Origin of the sequence: Brasilonema octagenarum UFV-OR1 (assembly GCF_963888615.1) — a bacterium.
GTDB classification, from domain to species: Bacteria; Cyanobacteriota; Cyanobacteriia; order Cyanobacteriales; family Nostocaceae; genus Brasilonema; species Brasilonema sennae.
Window position 1 is genome coordinate 1 of the sequence record NZ_CAWPKW010000189.1, and the last position, 17,491, is coordinate 17,491.

Sequence of the window (17,491 nt, forward strand, 5' to 3'; positions counted from 1 at the left end):
TAGGCATCTGGCGAACCCGATAGCCGTAAGGCGTGGCGTTAGCCATAGGGTGAACAGTGACCAGTGACCAATGACCAGTGGTAACTGGTAACTGGTAACTGGTAACTGATAACTGATTTATTGATGTTTGCTAGCTGAAAATATTGATGTTTCCAACAGCAAACTTGCTTTCATCAAGAGGGCTACTAGGTAAAGCTTGTTGGTCTGCTTTATTACGCATTGACTCGACTCTATCTGCTTCCCGGATAGCAAGCGGGTTAATTTGGCGGCGTTCTTCGAGTAGTGCTTCAATTGTTAATTCTAGAGGCGGGAGTTTGCTTTGTGAGTAAGTATCTTCTATTACTGTCTGACAGAATATGGTGCTAGCAGCACGTTCTACAATTGTCTGAATTTCAGCACCCACACACCTATTGGTGGCTTTAAGAAGTCTGCGCCACTGTTCTTCGTCCCAAGGATCGCCACCATTGCGGAAGCGTTCGTCAAATCGGGCAGCGTGCAGTTTGAAGATAGTATATCTTTCCCCGTTGTTGGGTAGGTCTACCTTGAAGAGGTAGTCAAACCGTCCGGCGCGGGTGAGTTCGGGTGGTAGCCACTCCATTCGGTTGACTGAAGCAATAACTAATACATCAGACTGTCTTTCTTGCATCCAGGTCAAAAGCTTACCAGCTAGGCGTTTAGCTAAATCATCATCTCCGGCAAAAGCTTTATCAAAATCATCAAAATAAAGTATTATTTGTGACAATTTATCAGCGAGTTTTAGCAGGCGTTCAAGCTTAATTTCAGCTTGGTTCCCGAAACTGCGGAAGTTCCCCCAATCTACCATGATGAGGGGAATACCCATGTTTTGGGAACAGGCTTTGGCGGAGTGAGATTTACCTGTTCCTGGTGGTCCCACTAACATGATACCTTTGGGCACCTTGAGGTTATATTGTTTGGCGCGAGGGGTGAGGAGGCGCTTGAATTTTTTAAATGACTCTTGCATGAGTTCTAACCCACCTAGTTGGACTTTGGGTGGAGGTAGAAACTCAATATCGTAGAGGCGGTTGAGCAGTTGGATTTTTTGTTTGAGCAGAGATTGTGCTACGAATTCGGAGTTATTGAAATCGGTGGTTTTTCTAACCTCCTTGAGTAGGTTTATGATGTCAGATATGTACAACCCCATCCCAGCATTCGCCACTGTGAGATAGTCTGTGTTTGTATATTCTGGGAGTAGGAGGCTGGTTTGAGTGAGAGAGTTGATGATTTCGCTAACATCAGGTAAATCTTGTTTCCAGATAGGAATCTCGGCGGAGATATCGCTACTAATATCAGCAGTTGCTCCTAGGAGTAGGGCAACTTTCCCAGTATTTTGGTTATAAAGTTTCAGGTTGAGTAGTGAAGATTTCATCCACTCTGACACCAGTAAATCTTCAGTTTTTTTTGGGCTATTTTCCTGAATCCAGGGATATATATTCTCGATAATTAGTATCCCATTTTCTTGATATTCTTTCCAAAAATTGAGGATATGAAAATAATCTTCTTTATTTTGTCTTGGTTTAGGAATATAGTCTTGAAATTCTCCAATCACTAATTTTGAATTTTCAACTGTCAGTTCCTTGATTGTTTCCTCTCCTAGGTTCCACAGGTAGCACCTTTTTCTGGTGGTTTGGCAGAACTGACTGATATGAGTGAGTAGGCGCAGTCTTTCTTGGAGGGGAGATTCGCAGGCGATGACGGGATATTCTTCTTGAATCAGTCCTGAGAGTATCTGGAAGCTGTACATACCTTGTCCGAAGTGCTTTTAGCGTATTTTCTTCCATGTGACTGACAATTGGCATCCAATTTTAGTTGTAAAAAATATGCAACATCTGTTGGTTTCAATAATATTGGTGTACTTGTAAAACTGGGTGTAATGGGGAACCAGATCATGTTCATTTGATTATCAGCTACCCACCATATGTTGAAGTAAGCAAACTAGTCAATAACCTTAAAACCGTTTCTAGCCGTTTAATCCGCAAGGAGTTTCATGAACACGTCAACCAGTTTTATAACAAACCCGTATTTTGGACAGGTGCGTACTTCGTTGCGTCCTGTGGCAGTGTCACACTTTCTGAACTTAGATCCTACGTTGAGAAACAAAGTAGTCCTGGCAATTGAGGGGGTTCAATACCCTCTTAATTGCCCCGCAATTCCCCATCCCCGCCAACCGTTCCAGTGTGGCGGGAGTACCCAAAGGGAGATCTAGATGGCGAAATCAGCATTACCAGTTCCATCTTTTCCTCAAATATTTGTCCCGCAGTTGGTTCGAGATAAGAAATTTGCTCCCGTGACTGCACCTTCGGGTACGGGTGATGCCCCTGTGGGGGCGAGTGAGAATCTATTTGGGAATGTCTTGAAGCATTATTTTGGTGAAGGGGTTGTTTTACCCCAACAGAAGATGTTACCTCCAGGGCACGATTTACATTACACAGCTGATTTTCTGATTGTGGAACCCACTACTGGGCTACACCTAGATGTTGAAGTGGATGAGCCTATCTCATTTGCAACGGGAAAACCTACCCACTGTATTGGGGAGGATAACTACAGAAACAAGTGCTTTGTTGATGCTAACTGGGTGGTGGTGCGCTTTGCGGAGGAACAGGTTTCTAGCCAACCGGAGCGTTGTGCGCTTGTCATAGCTGGTGCGATCGCAAAACTGACCGGCAATACTACTTATGAACAGAAGTTGCGCCATGCAGGTAGGGTAGACGCTATTAAGCAGTGGACACCTCGTCAGGCTACGAAGCTGAAGAAAAGTAATTACCGTCAGGGGTATTTGGCATCTAGGAACTAGTAAAGTTTTTCAGCTATTTAGCCTAGAGCGCTGGGCTACTACTGGTGGTATTTTCGAGAAAAAATTAGGGAGTTTCTCAAGATGAGCAAGTGTGTTACATATTATACGCAGACGAATCAAATTGACCAACTTGTCGAGTCTTTCGGCACAACACTAGAGAAACTTACCCTAGCTGATAAGCTTGCATTGCGGGTAACATTAACATATTGGTTATTCCACTGCGAAGTTGCTGATTTAGGTGAGTATACTTTAAATCATGCCTTAGAGGATATGATGCAAGGATATTCAGAAGACTGTCAAATTAATCTCAAAGAAGCGATTGCGATTTTAGGAGGTATTGGCAAGGATGAAGCAGAAGGGTTAATTGAATCACTTACAGCTCAACTGCGCTATTTGTAAAAAATATTGAACTAACGGCTTTGGCGCTAAGTAGGAAAGCACAAATAAACACAACTATGTTCAGAAAGATTAAGGTATTGAAATCCTCTTCCCTTGAGCTCCGGCTGCCTTGTCTCAACGACAAATATTTGTGCTGACCTATTTATCATACGGGAATTAGTTTAAGTTCTTTTAATCGTTCCTGAATATCTACTACCTCAACTTCCCAAAATTTTTCAGATGGTTGCACGAAGAGCCGCTATCTGGTGGTTCCCAATAGCTCAATACGCTTGGTGTTAAGACATTTATTCGTTGAGACAGCAGGGGAGATGGGGAGATGGGGAGCGCTTGGGTGATGAAGAGTTAACGTCCATTACCATTAGCGGGACTTAAACATTTTTGAGGCAGAAATAAGCCCCAAACCTATGCAGGACAAGAGAAATACACCAAAGACTCAAAAATGCCTGAAACCCAGATATATCAAGAAACTAGGCAAAACGATGTCAAACTCGCTCTATATATAGATTTGAGGTTAAATTCTTGCTACTTTTTGTCTAAGTCCCATTAGTTCTTTCGCCTCTGCTCCTCTGCTCCTCTGCTCCTCTGCCCCCCTGCCTGCCTCAACAGATTAATTTCCTTAACTGAACTGTATTGCCCAATAGCTAGCTGCTAGAATTATCCCGTGTATGGATGTGCTTGCAATTGAAGCAGCTTTTCGGTTGTGTCACTATGCGAATCCTTTTCCTGCCTTAATACAAACCCACTTGTTAGTATCCTGCCTTTCCCAGATTGCTTCCCATAAAGGCGCTTCCATTATTAATTTCCAATTTCCTGGTTCTTGTTGGGCAATTTCCTCAAACTCAGCAAGTGTTTTTGGTTGACCTACTTCAGTCTCGCCGTCGTAGTAAGTTTGTCTGTTTTTGGTTATCTTAGCCGTTCCAAATCCTACTTGAACTACTATGTCTAGAGGGCAAATACTGCCGATTGGATTGCGAGAAGTACCAGTTGTATTGAGATGATAGCTCATTATAAAGAATCCATAAATATTTCTTTCTAATGAGCATTAGCTATTGATTGTAGTCTAATTATTTTTAGCTTTTCTTTATAACTTTTTAGCCAAACGATACGGATATTACTCATTTTTTTCTCTGACTGGTAGCAGTTGATGACTGAATGATTGAATGTGGTTATGCGCGGTGTAACCTGACATATGGTTGGCGAATGCAGTTTGCATATCTAATATGAATACCAGAATAAACAAGCTGCTAAATCCATAGATAAGGATGTAGAGTAAGTTGTCGATAAAATGAACTAAACTTTCCATTTGCAGTTGCCTTATAAAACTGAATTGTTGTTGCTTTGATGAAGAAATTTAGGCAATTTATTCTAATATTATTCAGCGAAGCTGCTGTGGTGTATATTTTCGGATATTTTTATTCTTTATCCTTATAAGTACAGTATGTAAGAGTTAATAAAAAAATGGTTGAGTAAAATCTCAACCATGATGGTAATATTTCTGATAGGGAATTTGTTTTATCGAGCTTGGCTTCTGCCATCATCTGTGGTTTTTATTGTTGCGATTTTTTCCACTTGATTGTACTTTAAACCGTACCTGCTTACCGATAGTTACCTCAGCAACATTGTTGATATCTTGACCCGATTTGTAAGCTTCGATAATTGCCTTATTATTAGCTTGGTACTTGATAGTTCTAAACTCATTCGGAAAATCTTCATCATCTACTTCTAATAGTAAGTTAGCCACTTTAGGCGGGTTATCTCTAATTTCAATCACCCTTTCCTTACCGATATTTTTGTCATTGATTAATCCAATCTCGTATAAATGGATGAGGGTGCGCTTGATTTGTTCAAGTTGAGTTTTGCGGCGTGAAATTACCTGGTCGTGGAGTTCGACTACTCGTCCTTTTCTTTCCTCCCAGGTTCCAAGGTCAAGATTTAACTGGTCAACTACCCAGGCGATGGCATCGATTTTGGTTTCGATACCATCCTGAATAGTCATAAGTTCTTGTACAAGTTCCTCTACTTTACCCTCAGAGCCTAATTCGCTTGCTTCTTCTATTTGTGACCACAGTTTAGCTGCATCCAGGCTTAACTCCTGGAGGGTAAGTTGGTTAATTTCGCGTTCAATTGCTTGAGTCATGATTTTTTCCTAATATGAAAAACCAGTAGTATTTAGCTACTGGTTGTTGACTATCAAGAGTGATGGTTGGAGGTAAATTGAGCTTAGTAGCTGTACTGTAAGTGAAAATAGTCTGCTTTATCCTCTGTTAAATTAGCAACGGTGTTGTAGTAATCTGCCTCATTCATAGGGGTATTAACCTGTTGAATTTTTGGTATGAGTTTGGCTGATTTATGATGGGTTTTTGAGTTAGAATTAGCAGTAGTAGTTTTCATCTCTATACAACTTCAATTCATGAGCGTGAAGTTTTTGCGTCAGCATTTGTTGTGATGTTGATTTTAAAAGGGGAGATTATTTTATTCTCCTGATGATAATTAATTACTATTGATTTGTCTTAAATTATTGGTTTTGTTACCATAAAGAGAGTTGCCCTGGTGATATGTTTCCCCGTCGCCGCGTATGGAATAGCATGTGGCACGCACTGCATAAAGCCGCAAGATTTTCGTTTCGATTGTCCTCGGGCGTGTAATTCCAGTGGTGGACAACTAATGTTTTGATGCTACGTTCCCTACGAGATAATCCTTCTTTTTTATCAGTTGGTCTCAGACATTGCATCCCGCAGCGCGTACATCGCCAGTCGGATTTTGATTTAATTTCAAGCGCGATAGTATCCCAGTTTGAAGGATACCGACTGCGGTTTTTGCTAGCCATTAATTAGTTCCTTTTGGGTTGCACAAAACTAATTGTGATTATATCGGTAATAATAGTTCTCACGCCTCGCACGTAGTTTTTACCACTGGTTAGTACAACCCGTCACAGAAGTGTATTTTCAGCCAAATCCTATTGGAGCGCGGGAATCTTCTTGATGTTGAACTGCAAATTACCTGATGATATATCTATCCTTACTTGATTGGGTGATGAAAACCTAATTTGCGTAAAAATTATTAATAGACTGCCCCCATCAGCATTTTTCCATGAGCTATTAGTCTTATAATGACCATTACTAGTCGATGAGAACTAGTTCATGGTTAGGCTATATCGATTTGTAAAAAGACTAGCTTCGGTAGAACACGGTCATCCTTTTATAGTCTACGTCGGTTACTCGTTTTGAATGAATAGTGAAAAAAAACCGCAAGCCTGTTCAATTGCTTACGGTTTTTGTGGATTTGTAGATGTAGATTTAGACGTAATAGTGGTAGCCTAACCACCCTTCATATTCCCAGCTATCAGGGTATCCCCGTTTCTCATCGCCTTCGATGTATTTTCCTAGATAGCGAGCAATATGTTCACTGTTCCAGTACCAACTACCATCAGTTCGACGACAAATCTTGGTTTCTAACCAGTTGTTTGTACGAACGAGACAACCTCCATCTTTAAACTGGATAGCTGGTTTGAAACAGTTTCCGGAGGCGTTAGATACCCAGATACCAAAAACTTGAAAGTGGAATTGCATAGTCGAAGCGTGCATGTTAAGTGACTTCTACTTTTCCTGGCGTAAGCCTCCGTTGATTAGACATCTGGTGAAAAATGCCAATACCACTCTCTAATTGGCTTTCAACAGGCGATAAGCCTCTGGCTTGACGCGCGCGTCAAGCCAATTTCAAACATCAGCTAGTCTCCACGCAAAAATAAGACTTTGAGACAGTTACTGTTGATAATAAGGCAAAAATAAGTATCTTTACACATCAATTTTTAGCTGGTTAAGTCGCGCCATCCGGATAGATTTAGTTCAAAGGGATGGGGTTAAGAACTAATGCTCTTTGGTTTTTAGTATATGTACGCATAAAACTTTATATAAAGTTAAGTTAACACATAAACTATGCACGTATTTAATGAGCAGCATTCTCTGCAATTTCTTCTCTATCAGAATCAGTAAGAAGTACTGCAAGTAGTGATTTGAGGGCTTTGCGGTTAGATATAAACTCTTCACCGTATAAATCATCTTGCAAAGCAATAGCTTCGGGCGTAAGGTATTAATTCAGAAGAAGGAGATAGCAACCGCTACGCGCGTTGTGCGCGATAAGCCAGAGGCTTATCGCATGTGCGTATCGCCTAATTACGATCAACATGAATCTGATAACCCGCAACGCCGGGTTAATAGTTGCTGATTGTGCGCTTTATACAGAATCAAATATTAAATCAATGTCTGCTCGGATTGTAAAAACAGATAAAATATTATTAATTACGTCAAATAAATTTTCCATCAATCAAATTGAATGACCCGATTTATTCATGACCAATTCGCCAAGGATTATCTGGAAGAATTATTAAAACCTTATGGAGAAGTACAAGCACCCAGTCGTGTAGCAGGAGAAGTTCGAGAAATCGATGTTTTATTTTCTCCTTCGATAGAACAACAAAGCGCCAATTTAGAAACACTAGGGTTATTAGGAAGATTTGCAGCCAATCCTGCTATCTTTGAACCCTTACGGGTTCGCCAGTCGCTCATGGGGGAAACCAACGCCAGGTCCCTACGGAGGGAAACCCTCCTGCAGGACTGGCTCCCCAAGACCGCGCTGGCGAACCATTCCGCTTCGGCTGCATCTAAAGAAGAAATTTGTGATTGTCTCCTGAAATTATTAGAAGTTAGGGGCGCATTACAACGGGAAGCTAATAAAAATAAAACTCCCATTCAAGAATTAGAAATTCCCAAATTATGGATACTCACGCCAACAGCATCCACAACGCTGTTATCAGGATTTGGTGCTACTCAAGCAGAAGAGTGGTTGCCTGGAGTACACTTTCTGGCAGAGTATTTGCGGACAGCCATCGTAGCCATCCATCAGCTACCGCAAACCTCAGAAACACTGTGGTTGAGAATCCTCGGTAGAGGAAGGATACAAGAGCAGGCAATTAATGAGTTAAAAGCACTACCATCAAATCACCCATTCCAGAAAGCGGCGTTAGAATTAATCTACAACCTGCGCTCCTATCTTGAGAGTAAATCAAGATTTAGAAGAAGATGATAGGGAGTTAATTATGCAGTTAGAACCACTTTACCAGCAAGACCGAGAACAAGCCAAACAAGAAGGGATTCAACAAGGTGAACGTCTTGTAGTGGAAAATTTACTACAAGTTCGTTTTGGTTCATTAGATAAAGAATTAAGCGCAATTCTTGAACCAGTATTAGCATTATCACCTGAAGAATTTACCCCATTACTCATGCAATTGTCACGCGAGGAATTGATTACTAGATTTGGCAGACAATATAGGAGCAACAGATAAATCTCGGAGAATGAGATACTGGTATGGAGAAACGCTTAAAATTGAAGAAATGATGGCGAAATATCCGATGGAAGTTTAAGGTGAATAGTCAACAAGCCAAAGTATCAGAGTGGATTGCTATGTAACGGTCTGCTCATGCTTTATCCTGCTATGTAAGAGTTAATTCGGTTTTCGAGAACAGCGATATCTTCGGGACAGAGTTGGCGAATTCGGCTGTATCGTCGCGCTGCTTCTTCTGCTAGTAACTTTCGTCCTTCACCAGGAGCATCTAAAACATTTCGTTGTGCAGCAAAAGGAAGAAAGTAGGTTTCTTTAGGATTAATTTCATTGCGGATGAATTGCCAATTCCAATCAGCAGGTAAATCATGACCTGCTAAAACCCAAACCTCAATTTCCTGCCAAGCATTCTCTGCTAAAAGTAACCTATTACCAGTTAAAATATTTGCAGCTTGTTGCGAAATATTATCAAGCATCCCTCTTCTTCCTTCTTTTCCATCCCGGTCTACGCAAAGTAGGAATAAGTTAACCATACCTTTGTAACGCTCAATAATTTCTGAAATCCGTTCCCATTTGAGAGCTTCATTAATGCCTCCTAAAAGTGGGTCTTGACAAACTCTGACCTTGGTTTTTGGTTTTCCTAATGCTTCCATCATTGCCGTAATTATCGGCTTAAGCATATATTGGTCTTTACGAAAATCTTCTGGAATCACAAGTACATTCATTCGTTTGTTTCCTCGTCTTCCAGAAATTCCACAGCATCTTCCAACCATCCAGATTCATGGAGACGTGCCAAGTCTTGCTCATTGATAACACGTCGTGCTTCTGGAATGTCAACAATGCGTTTTATATGTGCATCAGGTTTATCCCAAAAGCGATAGGTTAATGAAGCATATTCTAATGATTGCGGACTTAAAAGTCTGAGCAACTGTGGTGAATGAGTAGTTGCTACAATTTGGATTGTTCCTTGAGAAACTTTGCGCTCGATAAGTTCGAGAAGTAGGTGTAAGCGGGTGGGGTGAATGCCGTTGTCCAGTTCTTCAAAAAAATAGAATCTTGCTGGTTCTTGTCCTAGTAAAGCAGCTATCATTGCTAGAAAACGTAACGTCCCATCTGATGCACTAATAACAGATGTTTTTTGACCATTTTCTTCAATTAATTGAAGTAATATTTTTCCAGTAAAATCAGCAGGAAACTCAAAATCTTTAGCATCCATTGGGGTTAGTTCTTGTACCCATTGGAGAAGTGCTTGTTTACTTTCAGGGTTTTCACAAATTTCTTGCAATACAGAAGATAGGTTTTCACCCCTGTCTCCCAGGACTGTTTGTCCTGGCAAGGAAGGTAGTCGCATGGCATCTGGGCTTAAATCTAAAAACCGCATTGAACTTAGGGCGGACATTGCAGCTAGGGCTGTTTCTCTCACTGATGGTGATGGTGCAATCGCTGCAATTTGTGAAAGCACAGGACGAGAATTGGTATAAGATAAAATTGGATCATAAGGAGTTACACCGCCTACTTTCACAGAGAAATTATTCTGCCCTGACTCCTGATGAGATTGCGCTTCAAAAACGCTATCAGATTGCCCTGCAATTGTGAGACTTTCGGCAATAACAGTAGGGGCTTTACCACTTGCACCAGGATTCACCTCAATCCGATAAGTTGCTTCTTGTGAGGAATCATTTTTTGCCAAGGTAAATGAAACTGCTAGTGCAAAAGTTGATTCATTGATAAAAGTGACTTCTCGCGTTCCGCCACGAATACCCCGCCATTGAAGAACGCCTCCTTCAATCCATTTTTCACCAAAAATTTCAGCTAGGTTGTAATTACGAGAAATGCCATGAAGAAAGCGAAAGGCATCCCGAATATTGCTTTTTCCAGAGGCATTTGTCCCTACTAAAAGGGTCAAAGCACCGAGAATGAGTTCGGCATCTTTGAAATTTTTGAATCGTTCCAGACGCAGTTTTGTAAGCATGACTACTGCTCTTGCTGCTGTTGACGTTCTGCTGCTATTTCTCGTTTCACCTCTTGTACAAGGTGAATAATTTTATCCCTGGAATCATAGCCAGCCTCGGTTTTGGGTGCTGAGATAACTCCTTTGGCGCTTGGCAGATTTTTCATATGCCTACGGCACGCCTGACGGCTATCGTTGTGAACCAACCGTCGCAAATTGTGTTGATATGTAACAAGTTTGAGAAATCTGGACACAATTAATACTCAGTCAATTACTGTATTCCGCCAAACCTTTTATAATCAGCTTGTCGATATCAATAATGATATCAAATGCCAGACCAAAAATCCCCACCAAGCGAGATGATTCGTGTGCCCGTTCCACTCATTGGGGTGGTTCGGCGACTATCAAAGTTACACAGGCAGGGTCATACAATTGCCTTGCTGCAAGCCTTAGAGGAATTGCTACTCCGATTTGATATCAAGAATGATATCGATGTAACAGCAGGCAATAAATCAGTCAAACCGTTAGAAGAAAAGCTCTTGAAACTGGAATCCCATCTTGTTGCTCAAGGCTCCTCGGTGGAGACAAAACTAGAAGTTATCACTAAGAAGCTAGAGTTAATCGAACGGGCAATTGCCTCTGGGAGATTAAGTCACAACACTAAACCGCGAAGACTTGCTTACCCGTACCAACAAACACAAGTTGAACTACAGCCTAGGACAAACGAAAGCCTTGCCCAAAGACTTGGTGTCACTTCCCAAGGCCTCGTCGCTGAAAGAGAAAACAAGAGCGCTAAAGAATTTTTGAGTTGGTCCCGGAACCGCGATCCTATGAGTATTGCTTGGGAATGGAAAACTTCGGACGGACTGTACCACCCCCAACGCTAGTAAGCTAATACGCATTTAACTTGGCCTTTATCAATTTTGGAGAAAAAGCGTTAATCCTTCTCCCCTGCCCCTGGAGCCCCTCTGCTCCTCTGCTGTCTAAATGTGTAAATTAGGTGCTTAACAGCTTACTCGACCAACCCAAAATTGCCGGGTTAGGGCAAGCGCTTGGGAGCAGGGGAGCACCCGGTGCAGGGGGAGAAAGAGATTTTTCTGCTGTTAAAGAGTGCAAAGCAACCTTCGGTTCGCTAGCCGTTTCATTAAAACCGGAAAAATCTGCGGTGCCCTATGCCTACGGCACGGCTGCGCCTATCGGGGAGAACCTCCGGTTCCGCTAGCCCCAAAGGGGCGCGGCGCTAACGCGCTCCGGTGGATGGAATCTTTCACCCAGCAGGCAGACTTTGCGCGCCCGGTTGCCCAGATAAAGAGCGAAAAAATGAAACCCCAATAATTACAAAGAAATGCAAACTATTACTTGACTAATAGCAATTTTAATGCATTCAGTTGTGCCAAAAACCAAAGTGAGTGCTACTCGTGGTCAAATTGCTTGTATACTATATTTCCGGAAAATATATCCGCACGTAAAATTTCTTATGTTGCGTCGCTCTTAACAAATTTAATTAGCATATTTTTATAGTACCAAAAAGCGGGACAATAAAAATCAGACATCTTAACATCAGACCAAACTGTAATTTAGTCTTGTTTGTTAGAAAGTAGGAAATATGACCAAATCATGCAGGGGGGCAGAGGAGCAGGGGGGCAGAGGAGCGGAGGAGATGGCAAGAGAACTTATAAAAAGTCACAAACAGTTAGAGGTATATCAAATGGCTTTTGATACAGCTATGAAAATTTTTGAATTTTCAAAAAAGTTTCCTATAGAAGAGAAGTATTCGTTGACTGACCAAATTCGGCGTTCGTCGCGTTCTGTTTGTGCTAATTTGGCGGAAGCTTGGCGTAAACGTCGTTATGAAGCAGCATTTGTCGCGAAATTGAATGATTGTGAATCAGAAGCTGCTGAAACTCAAACTTGGATTGAATTTGCTGTCAAATGCAATTACATGGATGTAGAAGCAGGGCGAGAACTTTACGGCAATTACAACCGAATTTTGGGTGGTTTGGTGAATATGATTGCTAACCCTGAGCCGTGGCTAATGAAACGTTGAAGTTCTTTCCCCATGCCCCCAATACGGTTCAGTTAAGATATTTATTCGTTGAGACACTACTAGGGGATGGGGAGATGGGGAGCAGAGGAGAAAAAGAGTTATTGTCCAATAATTCTTTCCCCTCCGCCCCTCCGCTCCTCTGCCCCTCCGCCCCTACCCCTCTGCCTCATCTATGACTCTTTCTCTCGTCCACGTCCAAAACTACCGTAAGGCTATAGCAGAATTGCCTACTCCTGCTGCTCAGGCGAAGCTCGTGGCGTTATGGTTGGATGGGAAGGCGCAATCGTCGGTGGTGGCATACCGGTGCTATATCAAGCGTTTTTTGGCGTTTTTACGGAAGAAGCCACTCAAAAGTGTGACTTATGAAGATTTGGTTGAGTATAAAACAACGTTTAGCGCCCACAGCGAGAGTACGCGGCGTATTCATCTTGCAGCAGTTAAGAGTTTGATTTCGTTTGCCCATCAAATTGGTTATTTACCGTTTAATGTCGGAATGGCGTTGAAATTGGGCGAAATGCCGGATGCAATTAACTCTCGGTATATTGATGAGGCGGATGTGAAATTATTGGTGCGTGCTGCCCAAAAACTTTGCGAACGTGCAAAAACTCCGAAGCGTCAAGAAATTGCTCGTCGTAATGTGTTGATAATTAAATTGTTGTATGCGGCAGGGTTGCGTGCCAATGAGTTGTGTCACCTGACGTGGGGGGATTTAACCGCCAGGGGTGACAGTGGGCAAGTTTATGTGCGTGAGGGCAAGGGGAATAAAAGTCGCAGTATTTTGCTGAAACCAAAACTGTGGGCTGAGTTGATGGCATTTAAAGGTGATAATGTTAAGTCCTATGATGCTGTTTTTACAAGCCAAAAGGGTGGACATCTAGAACGACAAAATCTTCATCCGATTATTAAGGCGGTTGTTGAAGAAGCAGGGTTAGATGAGAAGATTAGTTGTCATTGGTTACGGCACGCACATGGGAGCCATGCTGCTGAACGTAAGGTGAATCCAGTGTTGATACGCGATACGTTGGGACATAGTGATTTGTCGGTTACGGACAGGTATTTACGGGCGCGTCCACATGAAAGTAGTGCGTTGGAGTTGATGGATTTGTAGACTGTTTAAGAGCTAATTTTTTAATAATGCGTTGTGCGACTTGTTCATTCATTAGGTACTTTTGCAACAAGTAGCTTGAAATGACCAACAACAGAATGCAAACGTCTATCAAGAAAACGGTCGTTTATCTTACCATTAAGTCGCAATTAATCCTGGCTTTTAGCAACTTTTGGTGATGATCGTTTTACAAAAATGTAATTCAAAGTTCATTTCAATGCAGGGCGATCGCCCAAGGGGCGGCTCCCAGAGCATTCGTGACAGGTTAAGATTATGATGCATTTGTCAATATATCTAATTGATGACTCAGGACAAAGCGCCAAAGGCGCACGCTACGCGAACGCCTAATCTTTGTGTTCATCATTCATCTTTGTGCTGAAACATCAGTACAAAGCTTAGCTTGATACCTTAGTTTTTCAGAAATTTTCAGCAGAATTTCTAATTTACAAAACCAATGTTATCTTAACCTGTCACTAATGCTCCCTCTGGGAGCATCGCAAGAAGGTGGGCACTCCGTGCCAATGCCCTTTTTAAAACATCCTCTGAAAGGGCGTCCTAAAATCGCTGATTAATACTGTATAACTATCAAAATATAGTAGTATTTTGAAGAGAAAAAAAGCTGTTTGAATTTGCCTACCTTGGTTCAAAATAGGCAAAGTTTACCGAGATCTATAACGCTTTCTCTATATACATTCTGGGCTTAGTGTACGTTTTTGTTCTATTCCTACCAGAACCCCTTATTTCCCATTTTTATCTAAAAAGTGCATAAGTTTTTTTTACTGACCTCTATTAACAATTAGGGTAGGGCTTCACTGTGATTTCAACTGTGACGCAAACGCTGTGAAATAACATCATTAATAATTTTTACTGTACGTCTGTAGATTTTCATTAGCTCAGGGACTACAATAATAATGACAAAAATTCTGGTAATTGAAAATGTAGCAGCCACTAGAAACTTTTTTCTAGAAGGCATTAAAGCTAAAGGTTTCCAAACTATAGGTGCTGATAATGGCGTTATCGGTGTCCATTTGGCACAGAAAGAGTTACCTGATTTGATAATTAGCGCCATTATGTTACCGAAGCTTGATGGTTACAGCCTGCTAAGGGTGCTGCGCCAAAACCCTACCACAGCAATTATCCCCTTGATTTTTGTCACTGCTAAAGCGACTCGGGATGACATTCGCAAAGGCATGGAATTGGGGGTGGATGACTATCTCACCAAGCCCTGTACAGTAGATGAATTACTCAAGGCGATTGCAGCCCGCTTGAAAAGACAAGCCACCCTGCAGCAGTGCTACTCTGCACAGTGCCAGCTAATTGCAGAACCATTATCTGCTGACATTAAAAAATCGAGTGACCCTAAGTCGGTTTTTCTGTCAAATCCCAAGTTAAGTGAGGTCTTCCGCTTCATCGAGACCAATTTTCACCGAGCTATTACCCTTGCCGATGTGGCTCAAGCAGTTGGTTATTCCCCAGCTTACCTCACTAACTTAATGCGACGTCAAACGGGACAAACTGTGCAAAGTTGGATTATCCAGCGCCGGATAGAAGCAGCACATTCCTTGCTTTTAGAAACTTCAGAGAGTGTGGAGGAGATCGCTGCTAAGGTGGGCTATAAGTGTCCGGTTAATTTCTTCCGCCAGTTTCGCCAACATTATGGGACAACTCCCCATGCCTGGAGAAAGGAGTGTCGCAGTTATATCGCTCTTTCATCACTCTCGCCAGAATAAAAACAAGGCAAGGAGAAGCAGCCAACGGCTGCTTCTCCTTCCCCCCCCTTAACAATCAGGGCTGTTTCATTGCCTAAAAGGTGTAAAATTACAAGCGTCGAGGGGATGAAAAAAATGGGTGCAAATCTGATTGAACAGCTGGGGCAAGTAAAAGATTTTCGCGTCAAAGATGGGCAAAGACATCAACTGTGGATGGTAAGTAGCTGGACAAAAATAAATAAGACTGTGTAAAGAAAGGTTAAGGGGTAAAATTTCAGGCGATCGCTAAGTACTACATTTGATAAATGTGTATCGTAATATGTCATGAGTCGTGTAACGGTAGCGAAATGTAAGCGCAGCTTTGTATGCCTGCGGCATACAAAGCTGCGTGTCCCTTTGAGACTCAGCATCTAGGATTATTGATTGAGTATTCACCCAGTAATAATGACAGACTATAACGCTACTTTCCTTGTGCAATTCTGTACTAAGCACTTATACTAACCAGAAGGAAAGCGAAATCGTTCAACCTGATATCCTTTTTTAGTTGCGCGTTCTTCTATAGCTTGAATGACAGCCATTGCCAAATCGTATTCCGAGTCAAACATCCGTCCAGCAAGGGTGTGGTCAAAACCTGTTGGTAAGTGAGCGATCGCTAAATATATGCAGCTAACTAATAATAATAATCAATTGGAGAGTAGGTGAGCGTAGCTCACCTCCCCTACTGACTAAAACTTTTATTTAATAGGGCAGTCAAAATATTTAGTATTACTTTTACACGATAAGAGTAGATAAATTATAGAAAAGTGAAAAAGTATTCAAGCAAAGCCAGTATTGTCGTTAATTTTTGTTTTTAGTACTATTTGTTTCCAAAAATCCGCCCACCAATGATTAGCCCGAATCACTCGTAAAGCAAGCATTGGGTTAATCATATTTGGATGCCAAGTCGCGCCTGGAATTTTTAGGCGTTTTTGTGGAATATAACGATGGGCACTTTCCACTTCTCCCGAGCCAATTGGTAAACCCAGTGAGCGATATTTGTTATAGTGAACAGCATCTTGAAAGCGTAACAAATATTTGGATAAATTTGAGACACTTTTTTGCCCTTCTCCTTGCCATCGCTTGAGACGACTAATCACTCTTTTAACGTAACCGCTATCAATTGAATCAAGAATGTGTTTTATCCACATAGAACGCATTTCATCACTAAATTCCATTTCTTCAGCTGTCGCATAAACATGCTGTTTAAGATGTGCTCGATCTAGAATAAACTGAAAATGATTAAATTCAGATGATAATGCTTCTCGTAAGCCGTTTCCCCCATCCGCTATCCCATAAACTAATGTATAAGTTGATAATCCTCTATCAATCGCAGCAGTTTTGAGTTGTGACACAACTTCCGGATATTGACCCATTCGAGCAATAAAAGTGCGCTGGTCTTTTTGCTCTACAGAACCTGCCAATCCGACTCTAACTTCACGCCAATCTACCTGACTCACATCTTGCACCAATAAAAGTTGATTTAAATTTTACACACAGTACTAAGCTTCAAATTTATATTTTTACGATAAAAGACAAGAAAAACCGTGTCACTTTTTTGCACTGCTTTTAACTAAGTCCGGGTTTATACGGTTAGGTGCAAGATCTGAGCTGACGTTTACATTTTTTGATTCGGCGTCGTGGTGTAAGTTTTTGTGTTTCAGTAGGTATATTAATCCCAGTACGAATTTGGCAACCGTCTAACTCCACCAAAATTCTGTTCCAACCACATCTTTTTTTAGGTGGCTCTTGATTTTGAAATTGCGTTGCTAATCCAAGCAATCGGTTTTCTACATATTCAAAGGCAAGCATTGCGATATTTTCTACTTCTCGTCTAACACAACTGCGTTCTACTTTCCAACCATAATGTTCTTCAAACGGATCTTCGGAATTGTTTAAGCTTATCAAATGTCATGGTCAAGCTGCTAATTTTTTCTTTTTATCAGCATTGACCATTTAGCGATCAGTTCAACATAACTGACCGCTTTTTCTTTTAAGGGACGTTTCTACTCTCATAATAGTGTAATTTTTTTCTCCGTAATTTTCTAGGCATGATCTAACGATCGCTCACCTTTAGTCTAAACTCCAGAGCAC

20 protein-coding genes and 1 pseudogene are annotated in these 17,491 nt (G+C 41.5%); 9 read left to right on the forward strand and 12 right to left on the reverse strand.

Annotation, left to right across the window (positions count from 1 at the left end; translation table 11 throughout):
* Positions 1–130: 130 nt before the first annotated feature.
* Positions 131–1,762, reverse strand: a complete 1,632-nt coding sequence (locus tag AC5590_RS13290) for an ATP-binding protein (protein WP_169264143.1) — start codon at positions 1,760–1,762, stop codon at positions 131–133.
* Between the two features lie 128 nt (positions 1,763–1,890).
* Between AC5590_RS13290 and tnpA the strand changes: the two are divergent.
* The 3 genes and pseudogenes from tnpA to AC5590_RS13305 form a co-directional block, all read left to right on the forward strand.
* A pseudogene (gene tnpA, locus AC5590_RS13295) lies at positions 1,891–2,136 on the forward strand (IS200/IS605 family transposase); the annotation flags it as partial.
* An 88-nt stretch (positions 2,137–2,224) separates the two neighbouring features.
* Positions 2,225–2,812 carry a putative endonuclease domain-containing protein gene (locus AC5590_RS13300; protein ID WP_169264144.1) on the forward strand — a complete coding sequence of 196 codons (588 nt, stop codon included), beginning with the start codon at positions 2,225–2,227 and terminating at the stop codon, positions 2,810–2,812.
* Positions 2,813–2,893: 81 nt separating this feature from the next.
* Positions 2,894–3,211, forward strand: a complete 318-nt coding sequence (locus tag AC5590_RS13305) for a hypothetical protein (RefSeq protein ID WP_169264145.1) — start codon at positions 2,894–2,896, stop codon at positions 3,209–3,211.
* A 706-nt stretch (positions 3,212–3,917) separates the two neighbouring features.
* Here AC5590_RS13305 and AC5590_RS13310 read toward each other — a convergent pair.
* From AC5590_RS13310 to AC5590_RS13335, 6 genes are all read right to left on the reverse strand, one after another.
* Complete coding sequence (locus AC5590_RS13310) at positions 3,918–4,217, reverse strand: hypothetical protein (RefSeq protein WP_169157930.1); 300 nt, start codon at positions 4,215–4,217, stop codon at positions 3,918–3,920.
* A gap of 105 nt (positions 4,218–4,322) precedes the next feature.
* Complete coding sequence (locus AC5590_RS13315; RefSeq protein ID WP_169264146.1) at positions 4,323–4,514, reverse strand: hypothetical protein; 192 nt, start codon at positions 4,512–4,514, stop codon at positions 4,323–4,325.
* A gap of 231 nt (positions 4,515–4,745) precedes the next feature.
* Entirely contained in the window at positions 4,746–5,348 is a 603-nt protein-coding gene (locus tag AC5590_RS13320) for a siphovirus Gp157 family protein (protein WP_169264147.1), read from the reverse strand.
* Positions 5,349–5,431: 83 nt separating this feature from the next.
* Positions 5,432–5,602 carry a hypothetical protein gene (locus AC5590_RS13325; RefSeq protein WP_169264148.1) on the reverse strand — a complete coding sequence of 57 codons (171 nt, stop codon included), beginning with the start codon at positions 5,600–5,602 and terminating at the stop codon, positions 5,432–5,434.
* Between the two features lie 136 nt (positions 5,603–5,738).
* Positions 5,739–6,038 carry an HNH endonuclease gene (locus tag AC5590_RS13330; RefSeq protein ID WP_169264149.1) on the reverse strand — a complete coding sequence of 100 codons (300 nt, stop codon included), beginning with the start codon at positions 6,036–6,038 and terminating at the stop codon, positions 5,739–5,741.
* Positions 6,039–6,507: 469 nt separating this feature from the next.
* Complete coding sequence (locus AC5590_RS13335; protein WP_169264150.1) at positions 6,508–6,795, reverse strand: hypothetical protein; 288 nt, start codon at positions 6,793–6,795, stop codon at positions 6,508–6,510.
* 748 nt (positions 6,796–7,543) lie between these two features.
* Here AC5590_RS13335 and AC5590_RS13340 point away from each other — a divergent pair.
* Complete coding sequence (locus AC5590_RS13340; protein ID WP_246163614.1) at positions 7,544–8,293, forward strand: hypothetical protein; 750 nt, start codon at positions 7,544–7,546, stop codon at positions 8,291–8,293.
* A 13-nt stretch (positions 8,294–8,306) separates the two neighbouring features.
* Positions 8,307–8,552, forward strand: a complete 246-nt coding sequence (locus tag AC5590_RS13345; protein ID WP_246163613.1) for a hypothetical protein — start codon at positions 8,307–8,309, stop codon at positions 8,550–8,552.
* Positions 8,553–8,692: 140 nt separating this feature from the next.
* Here AC5590_RS13345 and AC5590_RS13350 read toward each other — a convergent pair whose 3' ends face one another.
* The 3 genes from AC5590_RS13350 to AC5590_RS13360 are packed head-to-tail and all read right to left on the reverse strand — an operon-like array spanning position 8,693 to position 10,754.
* Positions 8,693–9,274 (reverse strand): hypothetical protein, encoded by a 582-nt coding sequence (locus AC5590_RS13350; RefSeq protein WP_169264151.1) that lies wholly within the window; start codon positions 9,272–9,274, stop codon positions 8,693–8,695.
* Positions 9,271–10,521: an AAA family ATPase gene (locus AC5590_RS13355; RefSeq protein ID WP_169264152.1), complete on the reverse strand. Its 1,251-nt coding sequence runs from the start codon at positions 10,519–10,521 to the stop codon at positions 9,271–9,273. The genes AC5590_RS13350 and AC5590_RS13355 overlap by 4 nt, the downstream gene beginning before the upstream one ends.
* 2 nt (positions 10,522–10,523) lie before the next feature.
* Entirely contained in the window at positions 10,524–10,754 is a 231-nt protein-coding gene (locus AC5590_RS13360; RefSeq protein ID WP_169264142.1) for a hypothetical protein, read from the reverse strand.
* A 75-nt stretch (positions 10,755–10,829) separates the two neighbouring features.
* Here AC5590_RS13360 and AC5590_RS13365 point away from each other — a divergent pair, with 75 nt between their 5' ends.
* The 4 genes from AC5590_RS13365 (at position 10,830) to AC5590_RS13380 (ending at position 15,382) form a co-directional block, all read left to right on the forward strand.
* Positions 10,830–11,387, forward strand: coding sequence for a hypothetical protein (locus AC5590_RS13365; protein ID WP_169264153.1), 558 nt, complete (start codon positions 10,830–10,832; stop codon positions 11,385–11,387).
* A 773-nt stretch (positions 11,388–12,160) separates the two neighbouring features.
* Complete coding sequence (locus AC5590_RS13370; RefSeq protein WP_169264154.1) at positions 12,161–12,547, forward strand: four helix bundle protein; 387 nt, start codon at positions 12,161–12,163, stop codon at positions 12,545–12,547.
* 172 nt (positions 12,548–12,719) lie between these two features.
* Positions 12,720–13,655, forward strand: coding sequence for a tyrosine-type recombinase/integrase (locus tag AC5590_RS13375; protein WP_169264155.1), 936 nt, complete (start codon positions 12,720–12,722; stop codon positions 13,653–13,655).
* 908 nt (positions 13,656–14,563) lie between these two features.
* Positions 14,564–15,382 carry a response regulator transcription factor gene (locus AC5590_RS13380; RefSeq protein ID WP_169264156.1) on the forward strand — a complete coding sequence of 273 codons (819 nt, stop codon included), beginning with the start codon at positions 14,564–14,566 and terminating at the stop codon, positions 15,380–15,382.
* 794 nt (positions 15,383–16,176) lie between these two features.
* Here the strand turns inward: AC5590_RS13380 and AC5590_RS13385 are convergent.
* On the reverse strand, positions 16,177–16,857 hold the full coding sequence (locus AC5590_RS13385) for a hypothetical protein (protein WP_169264157.1): 681 nt from the start codon (positions 16,855–16,857) through the stop codon (positions 16,177–16,179).
* Positions 16,858–16,990: 133 nt separating this feature from the next.
* Positions 16,991–17,305, reverse strand: a complete 315-nt coding sequence (locus AC5590_RS13390) for a hypothetical protein (RefSeq protein ID WP_169264158.1) — start codon at positions 17,303–17,305, stop codon at positions 16,991–16,993.
* Positions 17,306–17,491 lie beyond the last annotated feature (186 nt).

Coding starts and splice junctions, on each gene's coding strand:
- AC5590_RS13300 (WP_169264144.1), top strand. CDS start 2,225: ATGGCGAAATCAGCATTACCAGTTCCATCTTTTCCTCAAATATTTGTC.
- AC5590_RS13370 (WP_169264154.1), top strand. CDS start 12,161: ATGGCAAGAGAACTTATAAAAAGTCACAAACAGTTAGAGGTATATCAA.
- AC5590_RS13290 (WP_169264143.1), bottom strand. CDS start 1,762: ATGTACAGCTTCCAGATACTCTCAGGACTGATTCAAGAAGAATATCCC.
- AC5590_RS13315 (WP_169264146.1), bottom strand. CDS start 4,514: ATGGAAAGTTTAGTTCATTTTATCGACAACTTACTCTACATCCTTATC.
- AC5590_RS13365 (WP_169264153.1), top strand. CDS start 10,830: ATGCCAGACCAAAAATCCCCACCAAGCGAGATGATTCGTGTGCCCGTT.
- AC5590_RS13355 (WP_169264152.1), bottom strand. CDS start 10,521: ATGCTTACAAAACTGCGTCTGGAACGATTCAAAAATTTCAAAGATGCC.
- AC5590_RS13335 (WP_169264150.1), bottom strand. CDS start 6,795: ATGCACGCTTCGACTATGCAATTCCACTTTCAAGTTTTTGGTATCTGG.
- AC5590_RS13305 (WP_169264145.1), top strand. CDS start 2,894: ATGAGCAAGTGTGTTACATATTATACGCAGACGAATCAAATTGACCAA.
- AC5590_RS13350 (WP_169264151.1), bottom strand. CDS start 9,274: ATGAATGTACTTGTGATTCCAGAAGATTTTCGTAAAGACCAATATATG.
- AC5590_RS13340 (WP_246163614.1), top strand. CDS start 7,544: ATGACCCGATTTATTCATGACCAATTCGCCAAGGATTATCTGGAAGAA.
- AC5590_RS13380 (WP_169264156.1), top strand. CDS start 14,564: ATGACAAAAATTCTGGTAATTGAAAATGTAGCAGCCACTAGAAACTTT.
- AC5590_RS13330 (WP_169264149.1), bottom strand. CDS start 6,038: ATGGCTAGCAAAAACCGCAGTCGGTATCCTTCAAACTGGGATACTATC.
- AC5590_RS13325 (WP_169264148.1), bottom strand. CDS start 5,602: ATGAAAACTACTACTGCTAATTCTAACTCAAAAACCCATCATAAATCA.
- AC5590_RS13310 (WP_169157930.1), bottom strand. CDS start 4,217: ATGAGCTATCATCTCAATACAACTGGTACTTCTCGCAATCCAATCGGC.
- AC5590_RS13375 (WP_169264155.1), top strand. CDS start 12,720: ATGACTCTTTCTCTCGTCCACGTCCAAAACTACCGTAAGGCTATAGCA.
- AC5590_RS13320 (WP_169264147.1), bottom strand. CDS start 5,348: ATGACTCAAGCAATTGAACGCGAAATTAACCAACTTACCCTCCAGGAG.
- AC5590_RS13345 (WP_246163613.1), top strand. CDS start 8,307: ATGCAGTTAGAACCACTTTACCAGCAAGACCGAGAACAAGCCAAACAA.